Origin of the sequence: Microbacterium barkeri, from assembly GCF_027921765.1 — a bacterium.
GTDB classification, from domain to species: Bacteria; Actinomycetota; Actinomycetes; order Actinomycetales; family Microbacteriaceae; genus Microbacterium; species Microbacterium barkeri.
On sequence record NZ_BSEJ01000013.1, the window covers coordinates 1 to 22,335 of the forward strand.

26 protein-coding genes are annotated in these 22,335 nt (G+C 70.3%); 9 read left to right on the forward strand and 17 right to left on the reverse strand.

The window, feature by feature from the left end:
- Positions 1-633: HNH endonuclease (locus PKE79_RS12760; protein WP_271174081.1), on the forward strand; the 633-nt coding region annotated here is incomplete at its 5' end.
- A gap of 58 nt (positions 634-691) precedes the next feature.
- On the opposite strand, the gene PKE79_RS12765 is transcribed toward PKE79_RS12760, so the two are convergent.
- A complete protein-coding gene (locus PKE79_RS12765; protein WP_271174082.1) occupies positions 692-1,339 on the reverse strand; it encodes a hypothetical protein in 648 nt (215 codons plus the stop codon).
- A gap of 190 nt (positions 1,340-1,529) precedes the next feature.
- Between PKE79_RS12765 and PKE79_RS12770 the strand changes: the two genes are divergently transcribed.
- The gene (locus tag PKE79_RS12770) at positions 1,530-2,054 is read left to right on the forward strand and encodes a hypothetical protein (RefSeq protein WP_271174083.1); all 525 of its coding nucleotides are present in this window, start codon (positions 1,530-1,532) and stop codon (positions 2,052-2,054) included.
- A 3-nt stretch (positions 2,055-2,057) separates the two neighbouring features.
- On the opposite strand, the gene PKE79_RS12775 is transcribed toward PKE79_RS12770, so the two are convergent.
- The gene (locus tag PKE79_RS12775; protein ID WP_271174193.1) at positions 2,058-3,059 is read right to left on the reverse strand and encodes a LacI family DNA-binding transcriptional regulator; all 1,002 of its coding nucleotides are present in this window, start codon (positions 3,057-3,059) and stop codon (positions 2,058-2,060) included.
- Between the two features lie 169 nt (positions 3,060-3,228).
- Here PKE79_RS12775 and PKE79_RS12780 point away from each other — a divergent pair, with 169 nt between their 5' ends.
- The 4 genes from PKE79_RS12780 (at position 3,229) to PKE79_RS12795 (ending at position 6,818) form a co-directional block, all read left to right on the forward strand.
- Positions 3,229-4,164: a dihydrodipicolinate synthase family protein gene (locus tag PKE79_RS12780; RefSeq protein ID WP_271174084.1), complete on the forward strand. Its 936-nt coding sequence runs from the start codon at positions 3,229-3,231 to the stop codon at positions 4,162-4,164.
- Positions 4,165-4,370: 206 nt separating this feature from the next.
- On the forward strand, positions 4,371-5,600 hold the full coding sequence (locus tag PKE79_RS12785; protein WP_271174085.1) for an Nramp family divalent metal transporter: 1,230 nt from the start codon (positions 4,371-4,373) through the stop codon (positions 5,598-5,600).
- 54 nt (positions 5,601-5,654) lie between these two features.
- Positions 5,655-6,539, forward strand: a complete 885-nt coding sequence (locus PKE79_RS12790; protein ID WP_271174086.1) for a J domain-containing protein — start codon at positions 5,655-5,657, stop codon at positions 6,537-6,539.
- A gap of 75 nt (positions 6,540-6,614) precedes the next feature.
- Positions 6,615-6,818: a hypothetical protein gene (locus PKE79_RS12795; protein WP_271174087.1), complete on the forward strand. Its 204-nt coding sequence runs from the start codon at positions 6,615-6,617 to the stop codon at positions 6,816-6,818.
- 143 nt (positions 6,819-6,961) lie between these two features.
- Here the strand turns inward: PKE79_RS12795 and dnaB are convergent, their stop codons facing one another.
- From dnaB to rpsF, 5 genes are all read right to left on the reverse strand, one after another.
- The gene (gene dnaB, locus PKE79_RS12800) at positions 6,962-8,344 is read right to left on the reverse strand and encodes a replicative DNA helicase (RefSeq protein WP_271174088.1); all 1,383 of its coding nucleotides are present in this window, start codon (positions 8,342-8,344) and stop codon (positions 6,962-6,964) included.
- A gap of 415 nt (positions 8,345-8,759) precedes the next feature.
- Positions 8,760-9,215 (reverse strand): 50S ribosomal protein L9, encoded by a 456-nt coding sequence (gene rplI, locus PKE79_RS12805; protein WP_271174089.1) that lies wholly within the window; start codon positions 9,213-9,215, stop codon positions 8,760-8,762.
- Positions 9,216-9,224: 9 nt separating this feature from the next.
- Entirely contained in the window at positions 9,225-9,479 is a 255-nt protein-coding gene (rpsR, locus tag PKE79_RS12810) for a 30S ribosomal protein S18 (RefSeq protein WP_029146075.1), read from the reverse strand.
- A 30-nt stretch (positions 9,480-9,509) separates the two neighbouring features.
- The gene (locus tag PKE79_RS12815; protein ID WP_271174090.1) at positions 9,510-10,070 is read right to left on the reverse strand and encodes a single-stranded DNA-binding protein; all 561 of its coding nucleotides are present in this window, start codon (positions 10,068-10,070) and stop codon (positions 9,510-9,512) included.
- 6 nt (positions 10,071-10,076) lie between these two features.
- Positions 10,077-10,439 (reverse strand): 30S ribosomal protein S6, encoded by a 363-nt coding sequence (gene rpsF / locus PKE79_RS12820; RefSeq protein WP_271174091.1) that lies wholly within the window; start codon positions 10,437-10,439, stop codon positions 10,077-10,079.
- A 341-nt stretch (positions 10,440-10,780) separates the two neighbouring features.
- Between rpsF and PKE79_RS12825 the strand changes: the two genes are divergently transcribed.
- Positions 10,781-11,575 carry a mechanosensitive ion channel family protein gene (locus PKE79_RS12825; RefSeq protein WP_271174092.1) on the forward strand — a complete coding sequence of 265 codons (795 nt, stop codon included), beginning with the start codon at positions 10,781-10,783 and terminating at the stop codon, positions 11,573-11,575.
- Positions 11,576-11,755: 180 nt separating this feature from the next.
- Here PKE79_RS12825 and PKE79_RS12830 read toward each other — a convergent pair whose 3' ends face one another.
- From PKE79_RS12830 to PKE79_RS12875, 10 genes are all read right to left on the reverse strand, one after another.
- Positions 11,756-12,481, reverse strand: a complete 726-nt coding sequence (locus PKE79_RS12830; protein ID WP_271174093.1) for a tyrosine-protein phosphatase — start codon at positions 12,479-12,481, stop codon at positions 11,756-11,758.
- Positions 12,478-13,185 carry a TetR/AcrR family transcriptional regulator gene (locus PKE79_RS12835; RefSeq protein ID WP_271174094.1) on the reverse strand — a complete coding sequence of 236 codons (708 nt, stop codon included), beginning with the start codon at positions 13,183-13,185 and terminating at the stop codon, positions 12,478-12,480. The genes PKE79_RS12830 and PKE79_RS12835 overlap by 4 nt, the downstream gene beginning before the upstream one ends.
- Positions 13,182-13,946 carry a tyrosine-protein phosphatase gene (locus PKE79_RS12840; RefSeq protein ID WP_271174095.1) on the reverse strand — a complete coding sequence of 255 codons (765 nt, stop codon included), beginning with the start codon at positions 13,944-13,946 and terminating at the stop codon, positions 13,182-13,184. The genes PKE79_RS12835 and PKE79_RS12840 overlap by 4 nt, the downstream gene beginning before the upstream one ends.
- Positions 13,943-14,821 carry a phosphonate ABC transporter, permease protein PhnE gene (gene phnE / locus PKE79_RS12845; protein WP_271174096.1) on the reverse strand — a complete coding sequence of 293 codons (879 nt, stop codon included), beginning with the start codon at positions 14,819-14,821 and terminating at the stop codon, positions 13,943-13,945. Before phnE ends, PKE79_RS12840 begins: the two co-directional genes overlap by 4 nt.
- On the reverse strand, positions 14,802-15,626 hold the full coding sequence (gene phnC / locus PKE79_RS12850) for a phosphonate ABC transporter ATP-binding protein (protein ID WP_271174097.1): 825 nt from the start codon (positions 15,624-15,626) through the stop codon (positions 14,802-14,804). The genes phnE and phnC overlap by 20 nt, the downstream gene beginning before the upstream one ends.
- Positions 15,623-16,537 (reverse strand): phosphate/phosphite/phosphonate ABC transporter substrate-binding protein, encoded by a 915-nt coding sequence (gene phnD, locus PKE79_RS12855; RefSeq protein WP_271174098.1) that lies wholly within the window; start codon positions 16,535-16,537, stop codon positions 15,623-15,625. Before phnD ends, phnC begins: the two co-directional genes overlap by 4 nt.
- A 138-nt stretch (positions 16,538-16,675) precedes the next feature.
- Positions 16,676-17,485: an ABC transporter permease gene (locus PKE79_RS12860; RefSeq protein ID WP_271174099.1), complete on the reverse strand. Its 810-nt coding sequence runs from the start codon at positions 17,483-17,485 to the stop codon at positions 16,676-16,678.
- Between the two features lie 7 nt (positions 17,486-17,492).
- On the reverse strand, positions 17,493-18,320 hold the full coding sequence (locus PKE79_RS12865) for an ABC transporter permease (RefSeq protein WP_271174100.1): 828 nt from the start codon (positions 18,318-18,320) through the stop codon (positions 17,493-17,495).
- A gap of 59 nt (positions 18,321-18,379) precedes the next feature.
- Positions 18,380-19,570, reverse strand: a complete 1,191-nt coding sequence (locus PKE79_RS12870) for an extracellular solute-binding protein (RefSeq protein ID WP_271174101.1) — start codon at positions 19,568-19,570, stop codon at positions 18,380-18,382.
- A gap of 54 nt (positions 19,571-19,624) precedes the next feature.
- Positions 19,625-20,698 carry an ABC transporter ATP-binding protein gene (locus PKE79_RS12875; protein WP_271174102.1) on the reverse strand — a complete coding sequence of 358 codons (1,074 nt, stop codon included), beginning with the start codon at positions 20,696-20,698 and terminating at the stop codon, positions 19,625-19,627.
- Between the two features lie 120 nt (positions 20,699-20,818).
- Between PKE79_RS12875 and PKE79_RS12880 the strand changes: the two genes are divergently transcribed.
- Both PKE79_RS12880 and PKE79_RS12885 read left to right on the forward strand, forming a co-directional pair.
- On the forward strand, positions 20,819-21,601 hold the full coding sequence (locus tag PKE79_RS12880; protein ID WP_271174103.1) for a FadR/GntR family transcriptional regulator: 783 nt from the start codon (positions 20,819-20,821) through the stop codon (positions 21,599-21,601).
- 20 nt (positions 21,602-21,621) lie between these two features.
- Positions 21,622-22,323 (forward strand): cache domain-containing protein, encoded by a 702-nt coding sequence (locus tag PKE79_RS12885; protein WP_271174104.1) that lies wholly within the window; start codon positions 21,622-21,624, stop codon positions 22,321-22,323.
- Positions 22,324-22,335 lie beyond the last annotated feature (12 nt).

Sequence of the window (22,335 nt, forward strand, 5' to 3'; positions counted from 1 at the left end):
GCCGCCTCACGCGCCGCCGAGACCCCCACCCTCGGCGGCGCCGCCCCCACCGTCATGATCCACATCACCGCCGACGACCTCACCACCACAGACACCGACCCCACCGGCGACGGCGACGGCGTGCATGACACCGCGGCCCACGGCCCGGGTTCCGCGTTCGCCCGCCCGCGGCACGGCATCGCGCACCTCGACGGGGTCGACGCGCCCGTCCCCGCCACCGTGGCCCGCCGGATCGGATGCACCGGAGACATCCTCCGCGCCCTCTTCACCCCCGAAGGACGCATCCTCGAGCTGCGCAGCATCCAACGCTGCTTCACCCCCACCCAGCGCAAAGCGATCGTCGCCCGCGACGGAGGATGCATCATCCCCGGCTGCACCATCCCCGCCGCCTGGTGCGAAATCCACCACGTCCAAGACCACGCCCAAGGAGGCCCCACCGAAACCGACAACGGCGTCCTCCTCTGCTGGTGGCACCACCACCACCTCGACACCTCCGGCTGGAACATCCACATGCACCACGGCGTGCCCTACATCGCCGCCCCCAACTGGATCGACCGACACCACCGCCACCGACCAGCACCCACCTCCCGCACCAGACTCCACACCAAGCTCACCCAACACCTCAGATGCTGACAACCGCGGGATCCACAGTGAACCGCGCACCATGAGCGCTGCTCGACCGCGCGGCCATCTACTCGCAGAGCCACAGAGGCAGGCGCACCATGAAGAGCTCCGACAGTCGCGTCACCATTCGGCTGCCCGGATCGACCGTCTGGGCCGCGGACAGGTACGCCATCGCGAGCGGTCGCCGCCCGCCCGCCCAGTGCAACCAGGCGAGCACGCAGAAGATCGGCACATCGAACAGAGCCGGCGCCAATGCTGCGGTCATGCGCAGCACCTGAATGCCTCGGCGCACGCGAGCGATGTCGATGGTGCGCCGAGCCTCACCGCGGAGGAGCCTTGCGATTGGCGCGAACGTCGGCGGCGGCTGGGGCAGGACGACGTCGCCGTCAGCGTCGAGTCCCACTCGCTCGAGGCACGCCGTCAGCTCGGCGAAGCGCGGAACGTTCGCGTCCGCCATCGCCACGCCGAAGGCGACCTGCAGTGCAACCGCGAACGTGACGCCCGGAACGAGAGTGAGAAACAGCAGCTGCCCGTGTTGCTCTGGGCTGATCTCGGGGCCATCCTCATCGAGCATCGTCTCGACGAGCGCCACGAGAGCTGCGAAGACGCGCTCATTCGTCGGCGCGTCGAGCCGATCCTCCCGGATGTGCTTCTGCGCCACCGTGAGACAGAGGGTCGGAAGATCGTCGAACAGATCAGTGATCTCCGCGAGCACGACGTCGCGCTCCTCCTCGTCGACGTACGGAAGATGGAGGGGAGGTCGGTCGGGCAGGAACCCGGAGGTGCTGAGCGCGCTCATCCCCTCATCGTGAAGCGGCGAACGACCCCGTCACCGCGCCGAGGGACGGTCCGAGGACGACGCGCGGGCGGACGAGACCCTGTGCACGCGGCGAGAGGATGGTCTCATGAGCTACGAGGTCGACGAGACGGTCTTCGAGTACACGGCCCGCCGAATTCGACTCGCCGCGAACGCGCAGTTCGATGCGCTCGTCGACGCGTTCGAAGCCGCGGTGCCTTCCCTGTCCGAGGCGGATGCCCGTGCGCAGCTCTCCGGCGACTGGGCGGCATTCATCCGCGGCCTGCAGTGGGAGTCGCCGAGCGGCTTCGTGCGTCTTGCGACCTCTCGCCCGAGCGATCTCCTGCAGCACGCGGGAAGCACGACGCGGAGCGTCGTCTGGACGATCGCGCACCACGGCATCGCCGCGCGACTGCACCGCCTCGACCCCGGCGCGATCCTCTCCGCTCACGTGCGCGTCGAGGCGCACACGACCGCGCAGCCCGGCACCATCCTGACCTTCGATGTGCCGAGCGCGCGCCTGCGCTCCTTCGGGATCAACAAGGTGACGCAGGGCGGAGCCGAGCTCGACCGCGCGCTCGGCGACCTCATCGAGGATCTCGGCTTGCCGCGACCGGCGGCCCTGCGGCGCTGAGCGCTACTCGACCACTCGCGTGGTCGACGCGCGCGGCATGAGCGTCGGGAGGACCTTCCGGATCGTCGCCTCGCCGGGCGGGGCGAAGAGCAGATCGATGGCCCCGGCCGCGATCTGGTCGAACGGGACGTGCACGGTCGTGAGCGGCACCGGGAGGCGCGACGCCAGCGGGATGTCGTTGTAGCCGACGAGCGAGAGATCGTCGCCGACGACGCGTCCCGCGAGGTGGGCGGCCCTCATGACGCCGATCGCGAGGTTGTCGTTCGCGGCGAACACGGCGGTCGGCCGGGAGCTCGTGAACACGGCACGGCCTGCCTCGACGCCCTCGTCGATCCCGTAGCCGGCGTACACGACCCGCTCGGCGTCGAGCGCGAGTCCCGCTTCCGCGAGAGCCCGCCGCGCCCCCTCCACGCGGCCGTTCGCGCTCGATGCGAAGCGCGGGCCGGTCACGATGGCGATGTCGCGATGACCGAGATCGACGAGGTGGCGCACCGCGAGATACCCGCCCATATCGTCGTCACCCAGTGACGACGGGCTCACTCCGTCGGTCCGCAGCGCGAGGGAATGGCGGATGCCCCTAGCTCGCAGCGCTGCCGGCAGTTCGTCATCCAGGCGCGCGGTCGCGAGCACGAGACCGTCGACCCCGCGTTCGAGCAGGATCTCGGTCGAGCTGCGCTCGCTCTCGGGATCGTCGCCGCAGGTCGCCACGACGGCGAAGTAGCCGCGAGCTCTCGCGGCGCGCTCGAGCGCCTCGAACATCAGCGCCATCACGGTGTCCGTGAGGCGAGGGACGAGAACGCCGATGGTCCCGGTCTGGCCGCGGCGCAGCCCCGAAGCGTAGGCGTTGCGGCGGTATCCGAGTTCGTCAGCGACCTGGCGGACACGTACCGCGGTGGCCGACTGGGAGCGCGGAGCGCGCTCGTCGAGGACGCGACTGACCGTGGACACGCTCACCCCCGCGGCCTCCGCGACGTCGCGGAGCGTCACGCTTCCGCGATCCGCCATCGTGTCCACTCGCTCTCCTTCGTCCGCCCCGAGCCTATCCGTCGTCGCGCCACGTTCCGGAGATCGGGGGTTGACATCCGTTCCTGCCCTCACCATACTTGCAAACGTTCCTGCAAACGTTCCCGCGAACGATTGCACCGTGACTCGAAGAAGAGAAAGCGAGAGAGCCATGACGCTCGACCTCCGAGGCCTCAGCCCCGCCCCCGTCACCCCGTTCACCGAGGACGGCGACATCGACTTCGCCGCCATCCAGCGGCTCGGCTCCTGGCTCGGCTCGATCGACGGCGTGAAGAGCCTCGTCGTGCTCGGCCACGCCGGCGAAGGCACCTTCCTCACGATCGACGAGCAGCTCGACGTCATCCGCGCCTTCCGCGACTCCGTCGACGGAGCGATCCCGATCGTCGCCGGCATCACGGGCGAGGGCAACAAGGTCGCCGCCCTCGAGGCGAAGCGGGCCGTGGAGGCCGGAGCCTCGGCAGGGCTCGTCTACCCGTCGCACGGATGGCTGCGCTTCGGATATCAGAAGGGCGCGCCCCAGACCCGCTACCGCGACATCTACGAGACGAGCGGCCTTCCGCTCATCCTCTTCCAGTACCCGGACAACACCAAGGCCACGTACGACCTCGACACCCAGCTCGAGATCGCCGGTCAGGAGGGCGTCTTCGCGACGAAGAACGGCGTCCGCAACATGAAGCGCTGGTACACCGAGATCCCGGCACTGCGCGCCGCGCACCCCGATCTGCAGATCCTCTCCTGCCACGACGAGTACCTGCTCCCCACCATGTTCGATGTCGACGGCCTCCTCGTCGGGTACGGGAACGTCGCGCCGGAGCTCCTCGTCGAGCTCATCGAGGCCGGCAAGGCGCAGGACTACGCGCGTGCCCACGCGATCCACGAGCGCCTCCTGCCGGTGACCAAGAACGTCTACCACCGCGGGTCGCACATGGAGGGCACCGTCGCCCTCAAGTGGGGCCTCGTGAACCGCGGGATCCTCGATCACGCCACGGTCCGGACGCCGCTGCTCCCGCTCGCCGACGGCGCGGACACCGAGATCGCCGCCGCGTTCGCCTCCGCAGGGCTCGGCAAGGTCGCCGTCCCCGCGTGACGCCGGGAGCGGCGACCGGCCGGTCGCCGCTCCTCCCCCGGTGCTAGCGTGCACCCGCGCCACTCGACGGCGCACCAGTCAACGAAGACTCCGCGGCACGGACCGCACCCTCCGATGAAGGAGAACGACTCATGGCCGATCGCACCAGAGCCCGACACAGCGCACCGACCCCCGGAACCGGGTACGGTCGCATCTCGACAGAGACCATGAAGAGCATCGTCGACGCCCACCGCACCCGCCGCACGTTCTGGCAGCAGCTCGCGCTGATCGGTCCGGCGTTCGTCGCGGGCGCGTGGCAGTTCGGCCCGGGCAATCTGACCACCGCGGTCCAGGCAGGCAGCGGCTATCAGTACGGGCTGATCTGGGTGATCGTCGTCTCGACGATCCTCATGATCTTCCTGACCGACATGAGCGTGCGGCTCGGCATCCGCTCTCCCCTCTCGCTCATCTCCTCGATCAAAGAGCACCTGGGCGCCTGGGTCGGCGTGCTCGCGGGCATCGGGGTCTTCCTCATCACGCTGTGTTTCTCGGTCGGCAACGCCGTAGGCTCAGGGCTCGGGCTGTCGATGCTGTTCGGCGGGAGCCCGGTGATGTGGACGGTCATCTGCACCGTCGCCGTCGCGGCCCTTCTTCTCCTGCGGAACGTCTACCGCGTCATCGAGAAGGTGCTCGTCGCCATCGTCGCCCTGATGGCGATCGCCTTCGTCGCATCCGCCTTCATCTCGAACCCGGACTGGGCAGCGGCAGGCGCCGGACTCCTGCCGGCCGTGCCGGACGGCTCGTGGCTGCTCATCATCGCGCTGGTCGGCACGAACTTCTCGATCAACGCCGCGTTCTACACGTCCTACGGCACGAAGGAGCGTGGCCGCACGGAAGGCGACTACCGCGACGTCACCGTCGTCGACACCATCCCCGGCATCATCGCGCCGGGCGTCATGACGGCTCTGGTGATCGTCGTCGCCGCGGCTGTGCTCGGGAGGACGGGCGAGACGGCGCCGACGATCGTCGCACTCGCCGGAGTCTTCGAGCCGCTCGCCGGGCCCGTGGGGTCGACGGTGTTCGCTCTCGGGTTCTTCGGAGCGGCGTTCTCCTCGATGATCGCCAACGCGACCGCCGGCGGAACGATGCTCTCTGACGCGATCGGGCGCGGCGCATCCTCGAGCTCGCGGTCCGCGAAGATCATCAGCGGGAGCATCCTCGCCTTCGGGGTGCTCGTCGCCGTGATCTTCCCGTCCTCGCCGATCCAGCTCATCGTCATCGCGCAGGCGCTCACGATGTTCGTCGCTCCCGTGCTGGCCGCCCTGATCGTGATCATGGCCAACCGCACGGCCCTCATGGGCGCCCTGCGCAACACCTGGTGGCAGAACCTCTTCGGCGTCCTGGGACTCGTGGCGGTCGCCGCGCTCTCGGTGCGACTGTTCCTCACCCTGACCTGACCGTCGGACACGGACGGGCGGGCTGACCGCCGCCCCGGGATAGCCTGGGCGGCGATGTTCAACAGCCCGCTCTCCGCGTCGCCGTACGAGGCGCTCGGCGTTCTCCGCTCGGCCGACGACGAGGAGCTCCGCCGGGCGTATCGCCTGCAGCTGCGGCGCACCCATCCCGATACGGGCGGCGACGCCGCCGCGTTCATCCAGGTGCAGCGCGCGTGGGAGCTCGTCGGCACACCCGAGGCTCGCGCCGCGTACGACCGCGATGACGGCGCGCAGCTGCAGTGGGCGGGGCGACGCACAACGGGCCGACGGGACACGCGACCCCGGACACGCTCGCACGGAGCCGCGGGAGCCTGGCGGCGCAGGCGCTACCTCGCGATGGCGGCCGAGTGGGCCGGAGAGGTCGCCGACCCGTACGCGCCCGCCTTCGTCCGCTCGGCGCCGTGGGAGCTGCGGCGGATGCTCGCCGACGCCCTCGCCGAGGAGGACACCGCGGCGATGATCGATGAGCTCGGCATGGGCTTCACGGCCTGGCACGACGTCGCGACGACGGCGGACGCGGACGACAAGCTCGACCATGTCGTCCTCAGCCCGACCGGCCTCTATGGTCTGACGAGCGAGGACTTCGGCCGCCCGGTCGCGTTCCGCGGCGGCGAGATCATCGGCGAGGCGACCCCCGTCGCCGACCTGCTCTCACGCATCCGCTCGGTCTCGCGCGCCGCGCGCGTCCGCTTCGGCGGCGCCGTGTTCGTCCTCCCCGACGACGATCTCGCCGACCCGGTCGTCGTGCTGGGCTCCGTGAAGGGACTGCCTGTCGCCGCCGTCCGCCGCAGCGCGCTGCGTGCGGTGCTCCGCGCCGGCATCCCCGGCGCGCAGATCGTCGGGGGCAACGTGCTGTTCGACGTCCGCACGCGCCTCGAGAGCGCCATCCGGTTCGTCTGACCTCGAACCGCGGCGCCGCGCGCCCGGGCATGCTCAAGCGCGGATGGGCCGTCGCGCGCTCGGTACGATGGCGCTGTGTCCGGCGGATCGCGTTCGCGGAGGCTCCTCATCGAGCTCGACGTCGACCGTGCTCGGGCGCTGGACGCCCTCGCGGAGCTCTACCACGCGACGCCGGAGCGGATGATCGTCTCGTGGGCCGAGTACCACATCGACCGTCTGAGCGCGGGGCAGACGCCCGACAGCATCCCCTCCGGATGGCGGCCGGACGCCGGCACCTGACATGGCCGGCGAGGAGCGGCCGGCCGCTGATTCGCGGGAGGCGCGGCGACGGATCCGGGCTGCCCGACCTGACCGAGGACGACCTCGCCGACGACGTCAGACCCTCGGCCGAGCGGGGCTGACCTCGGACCGGAGGTCTCGCCTCAGTCGCCGCCGCCGAACTCGCTCACGGGCGCCATGTCGGCGAAGCGCGAGTAGTGGCCCTGGAACGCGACCTCGATGTTGGCGGTCGGGCCGTTGCGGTGCTTCGCGACGATGATCTCGGCGCCGCCCGGGTTGTCGTTCTTGTCGTACACCGACGGACGGTGCAGCAGCATCACCATGTCGGCGTCCTGCTCGATCGAGCCCGACTCGCGCAGGTCGCTCACCTGAGGCCGCTTGTCCTGACGCTGCTCGGGCCCTCGGTTCAGCTGCGACAGCGCGATGACCGGCACCTGGATCTCCTTCGCGAGCAGCTTGAGGGCACGCGAGAACTCCGACACCTCCTGCTGACGCGACTCGACCTTCTTGCCGCTCGTCATGAGCTGGAGGTAGTCGATGATGACCATCTTGAGCCCGGCACGCTGCTTGAGCCGCCGGCACTTCGCGCGGATCTCGACGAGCGTCATGTTCGGGCTGTCGTCGATGTACAGCGGCGCGTCGTTGATGCGTCCGCGCGTCGCGGCGACGGTCGTCCAGTCGCGCGAGTCGAGCGTGCCCTTTCGCATCGACTGCAGAGGGATGGCGCCTTCCGCGCTGAGCAGGCGCATCGCGATCTCGCTGCGCCCCATCTCGAGCGAGAAGAAGATCGTCGGCATGTCGTTCTTGATCGCCGCCGCGCGCGCGAAGTCGAGGGCGAGGGTCGACTTTCCCATCGCGGGTCGCGCCGCAATGATGATCATCTGCCCACCGTGGAGGCCGTTCGTGAGCTGATCGAGCTCGCTGAACCCGGTCGGGATGCCGGTCATCTGGCCGTCGCGACCGCGCGCGGCCTCGATCTCGTCGACGGCCGCGTCGACTGCAACCGTGAGCGGCACGTAGTCCTCGGTCTGCTCGGTGCCCGTGACGTTGTAGATCTCGGCCTGAGCCGCGTTGACGAGCTCGACGGCCTCGCCCTGGCCCTGATAGCCCATCTGCGCGATCTTCGTGCCCGCGTCGACGAGTCGGCGCAGCAGGGCGCGCTCCGACACGATGCCCGCGTAGTAGCCCGCGTTCGCGGCCGTCGGCACGATCGACGTCAGCGAGTGCAGGTAGTCGGCCCCGCCCGCGCGCTGGAGGTCGCCCGTCTTGATGAGCTCGTCGGTCACGGCAACGACATCGGTCGGCTCGCCGTGCGAGTAGAGCGAGAGGATGGCCTCGAAGATCACCTCGTGCTTCGGCACGTAGAAGTCGGGGCCGCGCAGGGTCTCGATGACATCGGCCACCGCGTCCTTCGACAGGAGCATGCCGCCCAGCGTGCTCTGCTCCGCGATGACGTCGTGCGGCGGGGTCCTGTCGCGTTCCCGAGGCCCCCCGAGACGGTCCTCCCCGATTTCAGCGATCGACACGCGCCCTCCTCTTCCGTTCCCCCGCGGGGGTGATCTGCTTCATGACACCAGCGACCACCGACACCGCCCTGACGAGGCTATGGGCAGCCATCGGCACCTTCAACGCGGCCTGTGGATAACTCTGTGGAGGGCCTGCGCAAAACGCCGTGGAGAGTGTGGAATCGCCCTGTGGAGAGAAGAGACTCGCCCGGGAGATCTCTCCACCGAAACGCCGCCTGACCTGGGTATCCCGTTTCACACACCCTGTGGATGGATGTGTGATTAAAGGAGCACTTGAAGGTTTGTGGTAGGCCGTTCGAACTGTGTACAGCGACGCCTCCGAGAGTCCGATATGACGGCCAGGAGACCCCGTCGCGAACACGACGAAGCGGCGCGGAGCCGATGGCTCCGCGCCGCTTCCGGCGTTCGCGAGAACTTACTTCTTGAGCGCGACGACCTGCAGCGAGATGACCGCGGTCACCTCGTCGTGCAGACGCACGAGCGCCTCGTGGTCGCCGACGGCCTTGATGGGCGACGGGACCGTGATGGTGCGCTTGTCCAGCTGGCCAAGACCGGCCTCCGCCACCGCGTTCGCGATGTCGGCCGGCTTGACCGAGCCGAACAGACGACCCTCGGCGCCGGCCTTGACCGACAGGCGCACGCGGGCGTTCTCGAGGGTGTTCTTCAGGGCGACGGCGTCGTCGTGCGTCGCGATGGCACGAGCCTCGCGGGCCGCGCGGATGTCCGCGACCTGCTTCTCGCCACCGCGGCTCCACGCCACCGCGAAGCCCTGGGGGATGAGGTAGTTACGGGCGTAGCCGTCCTTGACCTCGACCACGTCTCCGGCGCTGCCCAGGCCGTCGACCTCGTTCGTGAGAATCAGCTTCGACATGGGTGCTCCTTAGCGGCCAGCGCCTGCGTAGGGCAGGAGCGCCATCTCGCGCGCGTTCTTGATCGCACGGGCGATCAGACGCTGCTCCTGCACCGAGACACCGGTGATACGACGGGCGCGGATCTTGCCGCGCTCCGAGATGAACTTGCGAAGGGTCGCGACGTCCTTGTAGTCAATGACGCCGACCCGGATCGACTTCGCGGGAGCGGCGTTCTTCGCGCCCTTCCGCGGCTTGCGGCGGTCGCCGCTCGACTTTCCAGCCATGTTGGGTCCTTTGAAAGTGTGAGTTCTGAATCAGAACGGGGTGTCGTCCGAGAACGACCCCGGGGTGCTCCATGCATCGGCGCCGGACTGGCCGGGTGTCGCCCAGGGCTCCTCCGAGACCTGCTGCTGCGGGCGCTGCTGCTGGCCGTAGCCGCCGCCAGCGCTGCCGCCGCCGTAGTTCCCGCCGACGGCGTTGTTCCCGCCGCCGTAGTTGCCGCCGCCGCTCGATGCGGCGCGGGTCACCTGTGCCGTCGCGTAGCGCAGCGAGGGGCCGATCTCGTCGACCTCGAGCTCGATGGAGGTGCGGCGTTCGCCCTCCTTCGTCTCGTAGGAGCGCTGACGCAGACGGCCCTGCGCGATGACGCGCATGCCCTTCGTCAGCGATCCGGCGACGTGCTCGGCGAACTCGCGCCACACGCTGGCACGGAGGAACAGGGCTTCGCCGTCCTTCCACTCGCCGGACGCGCGATCGAAGTTGCGCGGCGTCGAGGCGATCGTGAAGTTCGCCACGGGCAGGCCGTTCTGCGTGTAGCGCAGCTCGGGGTCAGCCGTGAGGTTCCCCACGACGGTGATGACGGTTTCGCCAGCCATGGTGCGTTAGGCCTTCGCCGCCGTCTTGCGAGCCGCCTTCTCCTCGGCGCGCTTCGCCTCGGCAGCCACCAGGGCGATGGCCTCCTCGGCGCGCAGCACCTTGGTGCGCATGATCAGCTCGTTGAGCTTGAGCTGGCGGTCGAGCTCGACCGTCGCCTCGCTCGTCGCGGTGAAGTTGACGACGGCGTAGATGCCCTCGTTCTTCTTCTGGATCTCGTATGCCAGACGGCGCTTGCCCCAGATGTCGACGTTCTCGATCGATCCACCGCGCTCGGTGATGACCGACAGGAACTTGTCGAGGTGTGCGGGGACCTGGCGCTCGTCGACCTCAGGCTGGATGATCACCATGAGTTCGTACTGGTGCGTCACTTACCCACCTCCTTCGGACTTGAACGGATGCCGGGCATTTCCCGGCACCAGGAGGGTGTGTTGCACGTTGTGCGGACGTGATCGCAGACAGGGCTGCCGTCGCACAACCTTCATAGCGTACCCGATCCGAGGGCGAAGACCCAAGCCCCCTTCCTGCGCCGGCGCGCTCCCCGGGCACTTCCTCCCGCGAACTCCCGCCTCTTCGTCCCGGGGAAGGAGCTCGATACACCGCTGGATGCCACGGCATCCGTTGACGCCGCGCGCGGCCCGTCGCTAGACCGGAGGCAGAACGCCCGTCCGGGATCGTCTCGCTCGGGCCGACGAAGGGGGAGGTACAGACCATGGACTGGTCCGGAATCACCGCAGGGATCGGCGACATGCTCGCCGGTGTCGGGAGCTTCATCCTGCAGCTCATCGTTTTCCTCGTCATCCTGCTGATCGGATGGCTCATCGCGAAGAGCATCGCCAAGGCGCTCGAGTACCTCTTCAAGAGGATCGGATTCCAGCGGCTGCTCGACAAGGCCGGCATCACGAAGCTGCTCGCGCCGACGGGCATCGACCCGCTGACGCTCGTCGTCAAGCTCGTGTACTACTTCGTGCTCCTCATCGCGCTGCTGCTCGCGCTGGGCGCGTTCGGCCCTGACAACCCCGTGTCCGGGATCGTCACCGAGATCATCAGCTGGCTGCCTCGCGTGCTCGTCGCGGTCGTGATCGTCATCGTCGTCGCCGCGATCGCGAACTTCGTCGGCGACCTCATGCGGCCCGCGCTCGCGAGGTTCCGCTTCGGGTCGATCCTCACGAAGATCGTCGTCATCTCGATCATCGCCATGGGCGTCATCGCCGCGCTCAACCAGATCGGCATCGCCGTCACGGTGACCATGCCCATCCTCGTCGCCGTGCTCGCCGCCATCGTCGGCATCGCGATCGTCGGCATCGGCGGAGGGCTCATCGCCCCGATGCGCTCGCGCTGGGAGAAGTGGCTCGGCGCCGTCGAGGGCGAGCTGGGCAAGGCCGACACGACGGCCGCGACGTCGATGCCCGGACCGTCGAGCACCGCGCCGGCGACCCGTCGCGAGGCGACGACCCTTCCGCCCGAGCCGGGCACGCAGCTGCCGCCGCAGCCGCCCGCCGTCTGAGCGGACCCGCCGGCGCGCTCGGTCGCGTCGGCACGGATGCCGCGGCTCGATCATCGGGGGACGATCGGGTCGCGGCATCCGCATGCGAGCGAGACACCCGGCGCACGCACCGCGAGCAGCGGCGGTTCCGGCGCGCGCACCGCGCGCTCAGCAGCGGCGCCGGCGGATGGCCGCGGGCGGCTACGCGCGGAGGCGGCGGCGCAGCGCGGCGACGGTCTCGGGAGTGCCGCCCGCCGCGAGGAACCACGCCTCGGCGCCGCCTCGCGAGGCCAGGTCGTCGAGGAACCCCTCCATCGCCGCCGCCGGCGCCGACAGGATCTCCTTCGGGATGTCGAGCGCGAGCTGCGCGCCGGCGGTCCGCGCCGCGACCGTGCGCCGCGCGCGGGCGTGCACGTGCGGCATGTTCTCGGCCGTGCGGACGTAGTCCGCGACGATCTCGTCGTCCGGCACGCCGACGAGGGCGAGGGCGAGCGCGACCGTGACTCCCGTCCGGTCCTTCCCTGCCGTGCAGTGGACGAGCACGAGGCCATCCGCCCGGGCGATCTCCTCGATCGCGCGCACAAGGAGCACCGCGGCCTCGCCCTCGAGCATCGAGGCGTACATCCCGCCCAGCCCCGCGCGCAGGAACGCCGCGACGTCCTCCTCGTCGGCGTCCATGGTGGCGCGGCCGCCCAGGAGCGGCAGGTCCACGACCCGGCACACGCCGAGCAGCGGATGGTCCTCGCTCTTCTCGGCGTCGTCGCGGAGGTCGACGACGACGGCGGGGGGCCACTCCCCCACCTCGGGGGCGTCGTCGCCCGAGTGCGGGGCATCGCTGCGCAGAAGCACGCCCGGCCGCACGCGCGCGGTCGACGATGCGACGTCGCGGAGGTTCACCAGGCCTCGGGGGATCTCGCGGATGCTCATTCGTCCTCCTCGTGGGCGGCGTCGGCGGCCGGAGGGTCTGCGGCCATCCCCCGCCAGGCTACGCGGACGGCGTTCTCGCAGCGCGCGACGGCGGCGGGATCGTCGAAGTTCACACCCCGCACGACGAACTGATAGTAGAAGACGCCGTTGATGAGGTCGATGCACGCGTCGATGTCGAGATCGTCACGCAGCTCGCCCCGGCGGACGCCCTCCGCGAGGAGCGCGGCGACACCGCCGCGCCGTCGCGCGACGTGCGAGCGCCAGTACGCCTGCGCGAGCTTGCGGTCCGTCATCGCGAGCCGCAGCCGCAGCCGGAAGCGCTCCTCCGTGTAGCCCGGCCCCGCCGATCCGGTCGTGTACGCCGCGAGGAGCGCCGCGAGCAGGTCGTCGCCCAGCGGGATGCGCGGCGCCTCGCGCCCGACATCGAGGGCCGCCGCGAGCAGATCAGTCATGCTCGGCCACCGCCGGTAGAGCGCGGCGCGGCTGACGCCGCTCAGCTCGACGACCCTGCTGACGGTCACCTCCTCGCCGCGCTCGAGCAGCTCGACCGCGGCGGCGAGGATCCGCGCGTCGTGTCCCTCGGCACGCGGGCGTCCGGGCCGTCGAGCAGGCGTCCCGCCGCCCTCCGTCGAGATCCCGCTCCGCTCAGCACGACGAGCGGATGGCGCGGCGCCGGCCTGCACGGAGGCTGCGGTCGTGCTCATGCGGCGAGCGCGCGCTCGCGCAGACGGCCGATGAGCGCGTCGGTGAGGCCGGCAGCGCGGAGCGGAGCGAGCGGATCCCCGTGGCGCGTCGTGAGCGCGCCGAGCAGGCCGCGCATGGGCGCCGGCGAGAACTCGGCGCGAGCGGCCGCGCGGGCCGCGTCATCGAGATCGAGCCCGTATCGCGCCATGAGCGGCTGCATGATCGGCGCGATCCGCCGCATGATCGCTGCGGCGTTCTCGCCCGTGCGGGCGTAGTCCGCGACGATGTCGTCCGGCTCGGCGCCGAGCGTCAGCAGGATCGCCGCCGCGAGCACCCCCGTGCGGTCCTGCCCGGCGGCGCAGTGGAACGCGACCGTTCCGGGGGTGTACGCGATGATCGCGAGCGCCGTGACGATCTGCGCGGCGGCGCCCTCGAACATCCGCACGTACATGCCCGCGAACGACGACTGGTCGAGCTCGATGTCGTCGATGCCGTCGCCGATCGACGCGAGGAACGGCACGTGGTGGTAGGTCACGTCGGCGAGCGCTCCGAACGGCCCGCGGCCCGTGAGCGCCACCTCGTCGGACGAGCGCAGGTCGACCACCGCCCGCAGGCCGGCGGCGACGAGGCGGGCGGCGTCCTCCTCGGTGACGATCGAGAGGTCGTCGGCGCGGATCGCGAAGCCCTCGCGCACCGCTCCCCCGGCGACGGGGATGCCGCCGAGGTCGCGGAGGTTGACGGGCGCGGAGAGCGCAATGGCGGGGGCGTCGACGACGGTCATGTGATCTTCCTTCGGAGGACGGCGCTCGCCTGGTCGATGACCGTGACGAGCACGATGATGCAGATGACGATCGCGGAGAGGTGGCCGTAGTCGTACATCTTCATGGCGGTGGTGAGCTCGAGGCCGATGCCGCCCGCCCCGACCATGCCGAGGATCGTGGCGCCGCGGACGTTGCCCTCGAACAGGAGCAGCGTGTAGGAGACAAGGAGCGGGGCCGCCTGCGGCAGAACGCCGTACTGCACGACCTGGCGCGGAGAGGCGCCGACCGCCTGCATCGCGGTGACCGGTCCGCGGTCGACCGACTCCATGGCCTCCGCGAACACCTTGCCGATCGACCCGATCGAGCCGATCGTCATCGCGAGGATGCCCGCGAAGGGGCCGAGGCCGACGGCCGAGACGAACATGAGCGCGAACACGAGGTCGGGCAGCGATCGGATGACGTTCATGACCCAGCGCGTGGGGTAGTACAGCCAGCGCGGGGCGATGTTCGACGCGGCGCCGAACGCGACGACGAGCGACAGCACGGCGCCGAGCACGGTCCCGACGATCGCCATCTGCAGGGTCTCCACGAGGAGCTCCGCGATCGTGCCGAACTTGTCCCACGTGGGCGGGAAGAGGCGCGAGAGGAAGGCGCCCATGTTGACGGCGCCCTCGCCGAGCTTGCCGACGTCGAAGCCCGCACCCGTGAACGACCACACGAGGAGGAGGGCCGCAACGGGCAGCCCGAGCAGGAACCGGGCGCGCGGCACGCGGAAGGCCCGCTCCATCCGCTCCCGGTCCCGCGGGTCCAGCTGCGGGCTCCGCGGGGCGCGGTCGCGGGCGGCCCTCGCGGAGCCCGAGGCCCGCGCCGTGCGCTCAGGCGATGCCGTCGACATCCTGCTCCTCCTCGTCGTGCGCGTAGATCGGCTCGAGCGCGGTCGCGTCGAGCTGGGCGGTCGGCGCCGACACGAGCATCTCGCCGTGCCGGAGTCCGACGATGCGGTCGGAGTGCGCGAGCGCGAGCGGCATGACGTGCAGGCTCACGAGCACCGGGATGCCGTCCTCGCGGGCGATCTCATGCAGCAGCTCGAGCACCTGGTGCGACATGCGCGGGTCGAGGGATGCCACCGGCTCGTCGGCGAGGATGACCTTGGGCGCCTGCATGAGGGCGCGCGCGATCGCGACCCGCTGCTGCTGGCCGCCCGAGAGCGATCGCGCCTCGTCCTGCGCCTTGTGCGCGATGCCGACGCGGTCGAGCAGCTCGAGCGCGCGACGCCGGTGCGCGCTCGAGAAGCCGCCCACGAGGTTGAGCGGCCCGGCGTCGTGAAGCGCGCCGGTCAGGACGTTCGTGAGCACGCTGAGCCGGCCGACGAGGTTGAACTGCTGGAACACCTGGCCGACGGACGCGCGCACCTGCCGCAGCTGTCCGCGACGCAGGTTCGCCATGTCGTACCCGCCGACGCGCACCGCGCCATCCGTGATGGGCGCGAAGCCCGTGAGGCTCTTCATGAGCGTCGACTTGCCCGAGCCCGACGAGCCGAGCAGCGCGACCATCTCGCCGGGGAAGAGGTCGAGGTCGACGCCGTCGAGAACCAGCGGGCCGTCTCCGTAGGCGACCTTCAGCCCGCGCACCGAGACGAGCGGCAGCCGCTGGCGCAGCTCGGCCGTGGTCGGCTCGACGGCCGTGTCCGCGCGGCTCATCCGAGGTCCGAGATGTCGACGTCGGCGATCGCGGCGATGTCCACGAACGGCTCGAAGAGCTCGTCCTCGGGCTCGAGGATCGGCTCGGTGCCCTGCATCGCCTCGAACATCGCGCCGAGGGCCTCGGCGTTCTCCTCGACGAAGACCTTAGGAAGCGCCTCGAGCAGGAGCTCCCGCTTGTCGTCGGCGATGCCCTGGTCGGCGAGCACGGTCACCGCGACGGGCATCGAGTCGCTCTCGCCGATCGAGCGCGTCTCGCCCTCGGCGAACGGGAACATGTCGGTCCCCGTCATCGTGGGGAAGATCGTCGAGGTGCACGCCACGTCGACCTGGCCCTCCTTGAGGGCGATGAAGCTCATGTCGTGGCCGCCCGAGAACATCGCCGTGTAGTCGGCGTCCTTCTCGAGGTCGGCGGCGTCGAGCATCGCGACGGGCATGAAGTACCCCGAGCTCGATGCGGGGTCGGCGAACGCGACGACCGTCTCGGGCGTGATGTCCTCGAGCGACTGGAGGGGCGAGTCGTCGAGCACGAGGCACGTCGACACGGGTTCGTCGCTGCCCGGCCACGCGACGAGCGCGTCGACCTCGCCCGTGTTGACCGCGAGCGCCGACGGGAAGCCGCTCATGAACCCGATGTCGACGTGGTGGTTGCGGATCGCCTCGACGACGGCCGTGTAGTCGGGCACGTCGACGATCTCGACCGCGCGGCCGGTCTCCTCCTCGACGAGACCGGCGAACGCCTCGATGGGGTTCTCGGCGGTCGGGTCGTCGCCGAGGGGCGTCGTGGCGAAGGTGATGGGCGCGTCGGACGCGGCGGCCGCGGCATCGTCGGATGACGAGCTCGAGCACGCGGAGAGGGCGACGGCTCCGAGGGCGAGGAGGCCGAGGGCGGGGAGGGCGCGGGCGCGCATGTCGGGTGTCCTTTCGGGAGGAGATATCGCGACGGGCGATATCGAAAGGCAACCCGGTCGAGGTGACGCCGAATTACGAGACCGCCGTACCCGGAAGGGAATCCGAGGTGAACATCCCGTGACGGCGCGCCCGCCCCCTCACACCCCGTCGCGCTCGCTCGCGAGCCGCTGCGAGATCCACACGGGGATGAACGACAGCACGATGATGACCGTCGCGACGACGTTGACCACGCTCGCCTCGTTCGGCCGGGCCATCTGGTTCATGATCCACAGGGGCAGGGTGTCGACGCCGGCGGGCGCCGTGAAGATCGTGACGACGACCTCGTCGAAGCTGAGTGCGAACGCGAGGATGCCGCCCGCGGCGAACGCGCTGCGGAACTGCGGGAACGTGACCATGCGGAACGTCTGCCACGGCGTCGCACCGAGGTCGGCGGAGGCCTCCTCGACGTTGGGGCTCAGCCTCCGCAGTCGCGCGAGCACGTTGTTGAACACCATGACGATGCAGAAGGTGCCGTGCGCGATGATCATGCCGAAGTAGCCGACGTGGATGCCGATCGGCTCGAGCAGCTGGTTGTAGGTGTTGTTGAGCGCGACACCCGTGACGACGCCGGGAAGCGCGATCGGCAGCACGACGAGCAGGTTCACGGTCTGCTTGCCGAAGAAGGCGTGGCGCTGCAGCGCGAAGGCGACGAGGGTCCCCAGCACGAGGGCGATCGCGGTCGCGCCGAGCCCGACCGCGACCGAGTTGCCCACGGCGGCGCGCACCGGCTCGCTCGCGAGCGCGGCTCCCCACCACTGCAGCGAGAAGCCGCGGATGGGCCAGCTCGCGATGCGCGCCTCGTTGAACGAGTTGAGCACGACGAGCAGGAGCGGCACGTACATGAACGCGAGGACGCCTGCGACGATGGCGCCGAGCGCGATCCGCGCGCCGAGGGAGAGTCTGAGCATGACGGCCTCACATCCGCTGCAGCGCGCCGGTGCGCTGCACGCTGATCAGGTAGATGACGACGAAGGCGATCGGCACGACCGAGAAGGCCGCGGCGATCGGAGGGTTGAGGTTGATGTTCGAGGCGATGACGCTGCCGATCATCTGCGTGGACCCGCCGACGAACTTGGCCGCGATGTAGTCGCCGAGGCTCAGCGAGAACGTGAAGATCGAGCCGGCGATGATCGCGGGCTTCACGAGCGGGATCACGACCGTGCGGATGGTGCGGCCCGCGCCCGCGCCGAGGTCGGCGGACGCGTCGAAGAGATTCGGAGGCAGCTGGCGGATGGCCGTGTAGACGGGCACGGCCATGTACGGCAGCCACAGGTAGGTGAGCGTGAGCACGACCGTGATCACGCTGAACCCGGGCCCCGTGATCCCGAGCGGCGCCATCACGGCGTTGAAGAAGCCGTCCTCCGTGAACGTGATGCGCATCGCGAGGATCTTCACGAGGTAGCCCGCCCACAGCGGGAGCGTGATCGCGACCGCGAGCACGGCGCGCAGCCACGTCGGCGCGATCTTCGCCATGAAGATGCCCAGCGGCACCGAGATGAGGATGCAGAGCACGGTGACCGCGAGGGCGATCGCGAGGGTGCGCAGCGCGGTCGAGAGGTAGGCGGGATTCGCGACGAGCTGCTCGAAGTTGCGCAGGGTGAACCCGGGCTCGACCTTCGAGGTGAAGGGGTCGGTCACCCAGAACGCCGTCACGAGCAGCATGACGAGCGAGAAGATGTAGATGCCGATGAGCCAGGCCATCGGGAGCGCGAGCAGGCCCGCGAGCTGGAGTCGCCGTTTCATGGTCGTCCTGTCGTGAAGAGGAGACGGCGGGGCGGCTGGGGTCCGCCCCGCCGGGCTGGTCAGCTCTTGACGGAGAGCCAGGCGTCCGTCCACTGCTGGAAGTTCGTGCACGTCACATCCGTGCGGCCGTCGACGCACTGCTCGATCGGCGTGGTCCAGAACCACACCTTGTCGAAGTACTCCTCGTCGGTCGCGTGGTAGTACTCGCAGTGCTCCTTCGCCTCGTCGCTCGTCTCGCAGAAGGCGGCGTTGGCGGGCGCCATGCCGAAGTTCATCGCGATCGCGCCGTTCACCTCGGGCGACGAGGTGTAGTCCATCCACGCGTACGCGCAGTTGGGGTTCTCGGCCTCGGCCGCGAGCATCCAGGCGTCCGACCATCCGGTCGAGCCCTCCTCGGGCAGCACGCTCTTGAACTTCTCGTCCTCGGTGAGCTTGCGCAGCACCTCCCACGACGTGCCGAGCACGGTCGTGCCGCCGACGAAGGAGGTGATCTGCGCGGCCGGATCGGCCCAGTACTCCGACACGATCTCGTTCTGCTGCTGGAGCAGCTCGATCGCGGCGTCGAGCTGGGTCTGGTCGAGCGCGTACGGGTTGGTGATGCCGAGCTCGGGCTCGTGCGCCATGAGGTACACCGCCGCGTCGGCGATGTAGATGGGCGCGTCGTACGCGATCACCTTGCCGGCGTAGGGGCTGTCGGCCTCCCAGGCGACGTCCCAGCTCGTGGGCTCCTCGGTGACGACCTCGCTGTTGTACTGCAGGATGTTCGCGCCGCGCCCGATCGGCACGCCGTACGACTTCCCGTTGATGGTGTCGTAGACCTGCCCCTTCATGCCCTCGACGATGTCGTCTCCGAAGTTCGGGATGAGATCGAGGTTGAGGGGCGCCACGTCGCCGCCGGCGATGAGGCGCAGGCTCGCGTCGCCCGACGCCGACACGAGGTCGTAGTCGCCGCTGCGCATGAGCTGGACCATCTCATCGCTCGTGCCCGCCACGCGCCGGTTCACGACGCAGCCGGTCTCCTCCGTGAACGCGTCGCTCCATGCGGGCTCGACGAACCCGCTCCACGCGACGATGTTCACCTCGCCCTCGTAGTCGCCGAGCTCCTCCTGCATCGGCACATCGGGGACGTCGATCTGGAGCCCGCCGGCGGCCTCCTCGCCGCCCGCGGCCTCCGACGTGCTGCTGCAGCCGGTCACGGCCAGCAGCGAGACGGCGACGAGCGCCGCTCCGGTCATCATCCTGGATCGCATGTGATCGCTCCTCGTTCGGTTCTTCTGTGATGGGTGGACGGCGGATGGCCGCGGTCAGGGAAGACGCGCGGCGTGGTCGGCGAGCCAGCCGACGCGCACGGCAGCGCCGCGCTCGACGGCCTCGGCCGCGGACGGATGGTGGGCGTTGGGGCGCTCGGCGATGAGCTGCAGGCCGCCCTCGACGTCGACGAGGTACCGGGTCGACGGCCCGGTGTAGACGACCTCCGCCACGACGCCCGCGACCGTCACCTCACCGGGGCGCGCGTGCTCGTCCGGCCCGAGCACCCGCACGCGCTCGGGCCGGATGCTGAGCGCCTCGCGGCGGCCGGCGATGCGCTCGGCCGCGTCTGCGGGCAGCAGATTCGAGAGGCCGAGGAACCGCGCGACGAACTCGGTCTGCGGGTACTCGTACACCTCGCGCGGCGTGCCGATCTGCTCGATCCGACCGCCGTTGAAGACCGCCACGCGGTCGCTCAGGGTGAGCGCCTCCTCCTGGTCGTGCGTCACGAAGATGAACGTGATGCCGACCTCGCGCTGGATCTGCTTGAGCTCGATCTGCATCTGCTCGCGCAGCTGCTTGTCGAGCGCGCCGAGCGGCTCGTCGAGCAGGAGCACCTGCGGGCGCAGGATCAGCGCACGGGCGAGGGCGATGCGCTGACGCTGGCCGCCCGACAGCTGGTGCGGGAGGCGCTGCGCGACGTGGGCCAGCCGGACCTGCTCGAGTGCGGAGCCCACGCGCTCGCGGCGCGCGGCCCTCCCCTCGCCCCGCACTCGCAGGCCGTACCCCACGTTCTCCTCGATCGTGAGATGGGGGAACAGGGCGTAGTCCTGGAAGACCGTGTTGACCTGCCGTCGGTGCGGCGGCACCCGGGTCACGTCGACGCCGTTCAGCGAGATGGCGCCCGACGTCGCGTCCTCGAAGCCGGCGATCATGCGCAGGACGGTCGTCTTGCCGGAGCCGGACGGCCCGAGCATCGAGAGGAACTCGCCCGGGCGGACGTCGAGGTCGAGATCCTTCACGGCGTCGAACTCGCCGAACGTCTTCGTGACACCGCGGAGCGAGACAGCACCCACGTGCGGGTCGCCGGACTGCGGGCGGGCGGGTGCGGCAGCGGGCGATGAGCTCATCGCTCCTCCTCGGATCATCGTCGAACACGGAAGCTGAGGTTTAACATATGAACCCATAGTTCATATTTCAAGTCTCGAAGGCATAACGTTGGGACGACCGCTCTCGAGGGAGGACCGCTCATGGCCGCACAGGCGCCGCCGCACGCCGTCGCCTCCTCGGGTCCGCGCCGCCTGCAGGGCGCGCTGTTCCAGCCGATCGGCGACGAGGGGCGCGCCGCGCTCGTCGAGCGCCGCCTCGATGAGGCGATCACCGGCGGGCACCTGCGCGCGGGCGAGCGCCTGCCGAGCGAGACCGATCTCGCGAAGAGCTTCGGGGTCGCCCCGGTCACCGTCCGCGAAGCGCTCCTCTCGCTGCGCTCGCGCGGCCTCGTCGTGACGCGGCGCGGCCGCGGCGGCGGCAGCTTCGTCGCGGAGGATGCCGACCCGCTCGCCCACGCGCGCGACGCCGTCCGTCGCGCGACGCGGACCGCGCTGCGCGACATGGGCGTCCACTACGCCGCGATCACGGGCGCTGCCGTCCGTCTCGCCGCACGGCGCGCCGACCCCAGCGAGGCGCGCCTCGTCGCGCGCCACCTCGAGCGGCTCGATCCGGCCGACATCGAGGCCTGGCGCCGCATCCTCGACGACGCTCAGCTCGAGCTGGTCGCGCTCAGCCAGTCGGCGCGGCTGACCCGCGTGCAGATGCAGCTGCAGGCCGAGCTCTCCCCGTACCTGCGGCTCATCGACGCCGACGCGTCCGCGCGCGATGCCTACCGCGCTGGCCTCGAGCGCGTCGTCGCGGCGATCGAGGCCGGCGACGACGTCGGCGCCGGCCGCGAGGTCGAGGAGATGACGGCGGCCGTGATCGACACCCTCATCGAGCTGCGCTCGCGACCCGCCGCGAGCGCAGACGACGCCCCGTGAACCTCAAGGAGGAGGTCAGCATGCACCAGGACACCGACACCGCCGTCGACCGTGCCGCGTCGATCGTCGAGAGCTACTTCCGCGCGCCCGTGGACAGCCTCGTCGAGACCGCCGCCGCCGTCTCGCGGGATCTCGACGCCGTGCGCGCGGCAGCGCCGCTCACGGTGTCCGAGCTCGACGCTCTCGTCCAGCCGCACGCGATGACGCTGCTGGCACTGCCCGACCTCGCCGTGTACGGCGCGGGCTACGTGGCGGCGATCGACCTGCTCGACGATGCGCGCAGCCACCTCGCCTGGTGGCAGGGCAGCGACCGGTCGCGCCTCCTGCTCGCGGCGCAGTCGCTCGGCAAGGAGCGCATCGACTACAGCGAGATGGAGTGGTTCCGCGTACCGCACGCGACGGGCCGCCCGCACGTCGCCGGCCCCTACGTCGACTACCTCTGCAGCGACGAGTACACGGTCACCATCGCGGCGCCCGTCGCCTCCCGCGGCGCGTTCGCCGGCGTGGCCGCGCTCGACCTGCTCGTCGACTCGATCGAGCGCGACCTCACGCCGCGCCTCGAGGACGTGGGGCTCCCGGTGACCCTCGTCAACGGCGTCGGCCGGGTCGTCGTGTCGACCGACCATCGCTCGGGGGCCGGCGACTCGGTGCGCGGGAGCCGCCTCGCGACGCTGCCTCGCGTGTCCTGCGGCGAGGTCGCGCTCGACGTCATCGTGGGGTGATCCGCGCGCTCT

Bases quoted from the DNA above. Each gene is read 5' to 3' on its own strand.
- PKE79_RS12770 (WP_271174083.1), top strand. From the start codon at position 1,530: ATGAGCTACGAGGTCGACGAGACGGTCTTCGAGTACACGGCCCGCCGA.
- phnD (WP_271174098.1), bottom strand. From the start codon at position 16,537: ATGCGCGCCCGCGCCCTCCCCGCCCTCGGCCTCCTCGCCCTCGGAGCC.
- PKE79_RS12825 (WP_271174092.1), top strand. From the start codon at position 10,781: ATGGACTGGTCCGGAATCACCGCAGGGATCGGCGACATGCTCGCCGGT.
- PKE79_RS12875 (WP_271174102.1), bottom strand. From the start codon at position 20,698: ATGAGCTCATCGCCCGCTGCCGCACCCGCCCGCCCGCAGTCCGGCGAC.
- PKE79_RS12840 (WP_271174095.1), bottom strand. From the start codon at position 13,946: ATGACCGTCGTCGACGCCCCCGCCATTGCGCTCTCCGCGCCCGTCAAC.
- PKE79_RS12870 (WP_271174101.1), bottom strand. From the start codon at position 19,570: ATGCGATCCAGGATGATGACCGGAGCGGCGCTCGTCGCCGTCTCGCTG.
- rpsR (WP_029146075.1), bottom strand. From the start codon at position 9,479: ATGGCTGGAAAGTCGAGCGGCGACCGCCGCAAGCCGCGGAAGGGCGCG.
- phnE (WP_271174096.1), bottom strand. From the start codon at position 14,821: ATGTCGACGGCATCGCCTGAGCGCACGGCGCGGGCCTCGGGCTCCGCG.
- PKE79_RS12780 (WP_271174084.1), top strand. From the start codon at position 3,229: ATGACGCTCGACCTCCGAGGCCTCAGCCCCGCCCCCGTCACCCCGTTC.
- PKE79_RS12775 (WP_271174193.1), bottom strand. From the start codon at position 3,059: ATGGCGGATCGCGGAAGCGTGACGCTCCGCGACGTCGCGGAGGCCGCG.
- PKE79_RS12835 (WP_271174094.1), bottom strand. From the start codon at position 13,185: ATGAGCACGACCGCAGCCTCCGTGCAGGCCGGCGCCGCGCCATCCGCT.
- PKE79_RS12815 (WP_271174090.1), bottom strand. From the start codon at position 10,070: ATGGCTGGCGAAACCGTCATCACCGTCGTGGGGAACCTCACGGCTGAC.
- PKE79_RS12790 (WP_271174086.1), top strand. From the start codon at position 5,655: ATGTTCAACAGCCCGCTCTCCGCGTCGCCGTACGAGGCGCTCGGCGTT.
- PKE79_RS12830 (WP_271174093.1), bottom strand. From the start codon at position 12,481: ATGAGCATCCGCGAGATCCCCCGAGGCCTGGTGAACCTCCGCGACGTC.
- rplI (WP_271174089.1), bottom strand. From the start codon at position 9,215: ATGTCGAAGCTGATTCTCACGAACGAGGTCGACGGCCTGGGCAGCGCC.
- PKE79_RS12785 (WP_271174085.1), top strand. From the start codon at position 4,371: ATGAAGAGCATCGTCGACGCCCACCGCACCCGCCGCACGTTCTGGCAG.
- PKE79_RS12865 (WP_271174100.1), bottom strand. From the start codon at position 18,320: ATGAAACGGCGACTCCAGCTCGCGGGCCTGCTCGCGCTCCCGATGGCC.
- PKE79_RS12885 (WP_271174104.1), top strand. From the start codon at position 21,622: ATGCACCAGGACACCGACACCGCCGTCGACCGTGCCGCGTCGATCGTC.
- PKE79_RS12880 (WP_271174103.1), top strand. From the start codon at position 20,819: ATGGCCGCACAGGCGCCGCCGCACGCCGTCGCCTCCTCGGGTCCGCGC.
- phnC (WP_271174097.1), bottom strand. From the start codon at position 15,626: ATGAGCCGCGCGGACACGGCCGTCGAGCCGACCACGGCCGAGCTGCGC.
- PKE79_RS12860 (WP_271174099.1), bottom strand. From the start codon at position 17,485: ATGCTCAGACTCTCCCTCGGCGCGCGGATCGCGCTCGGCGCCATCGTC.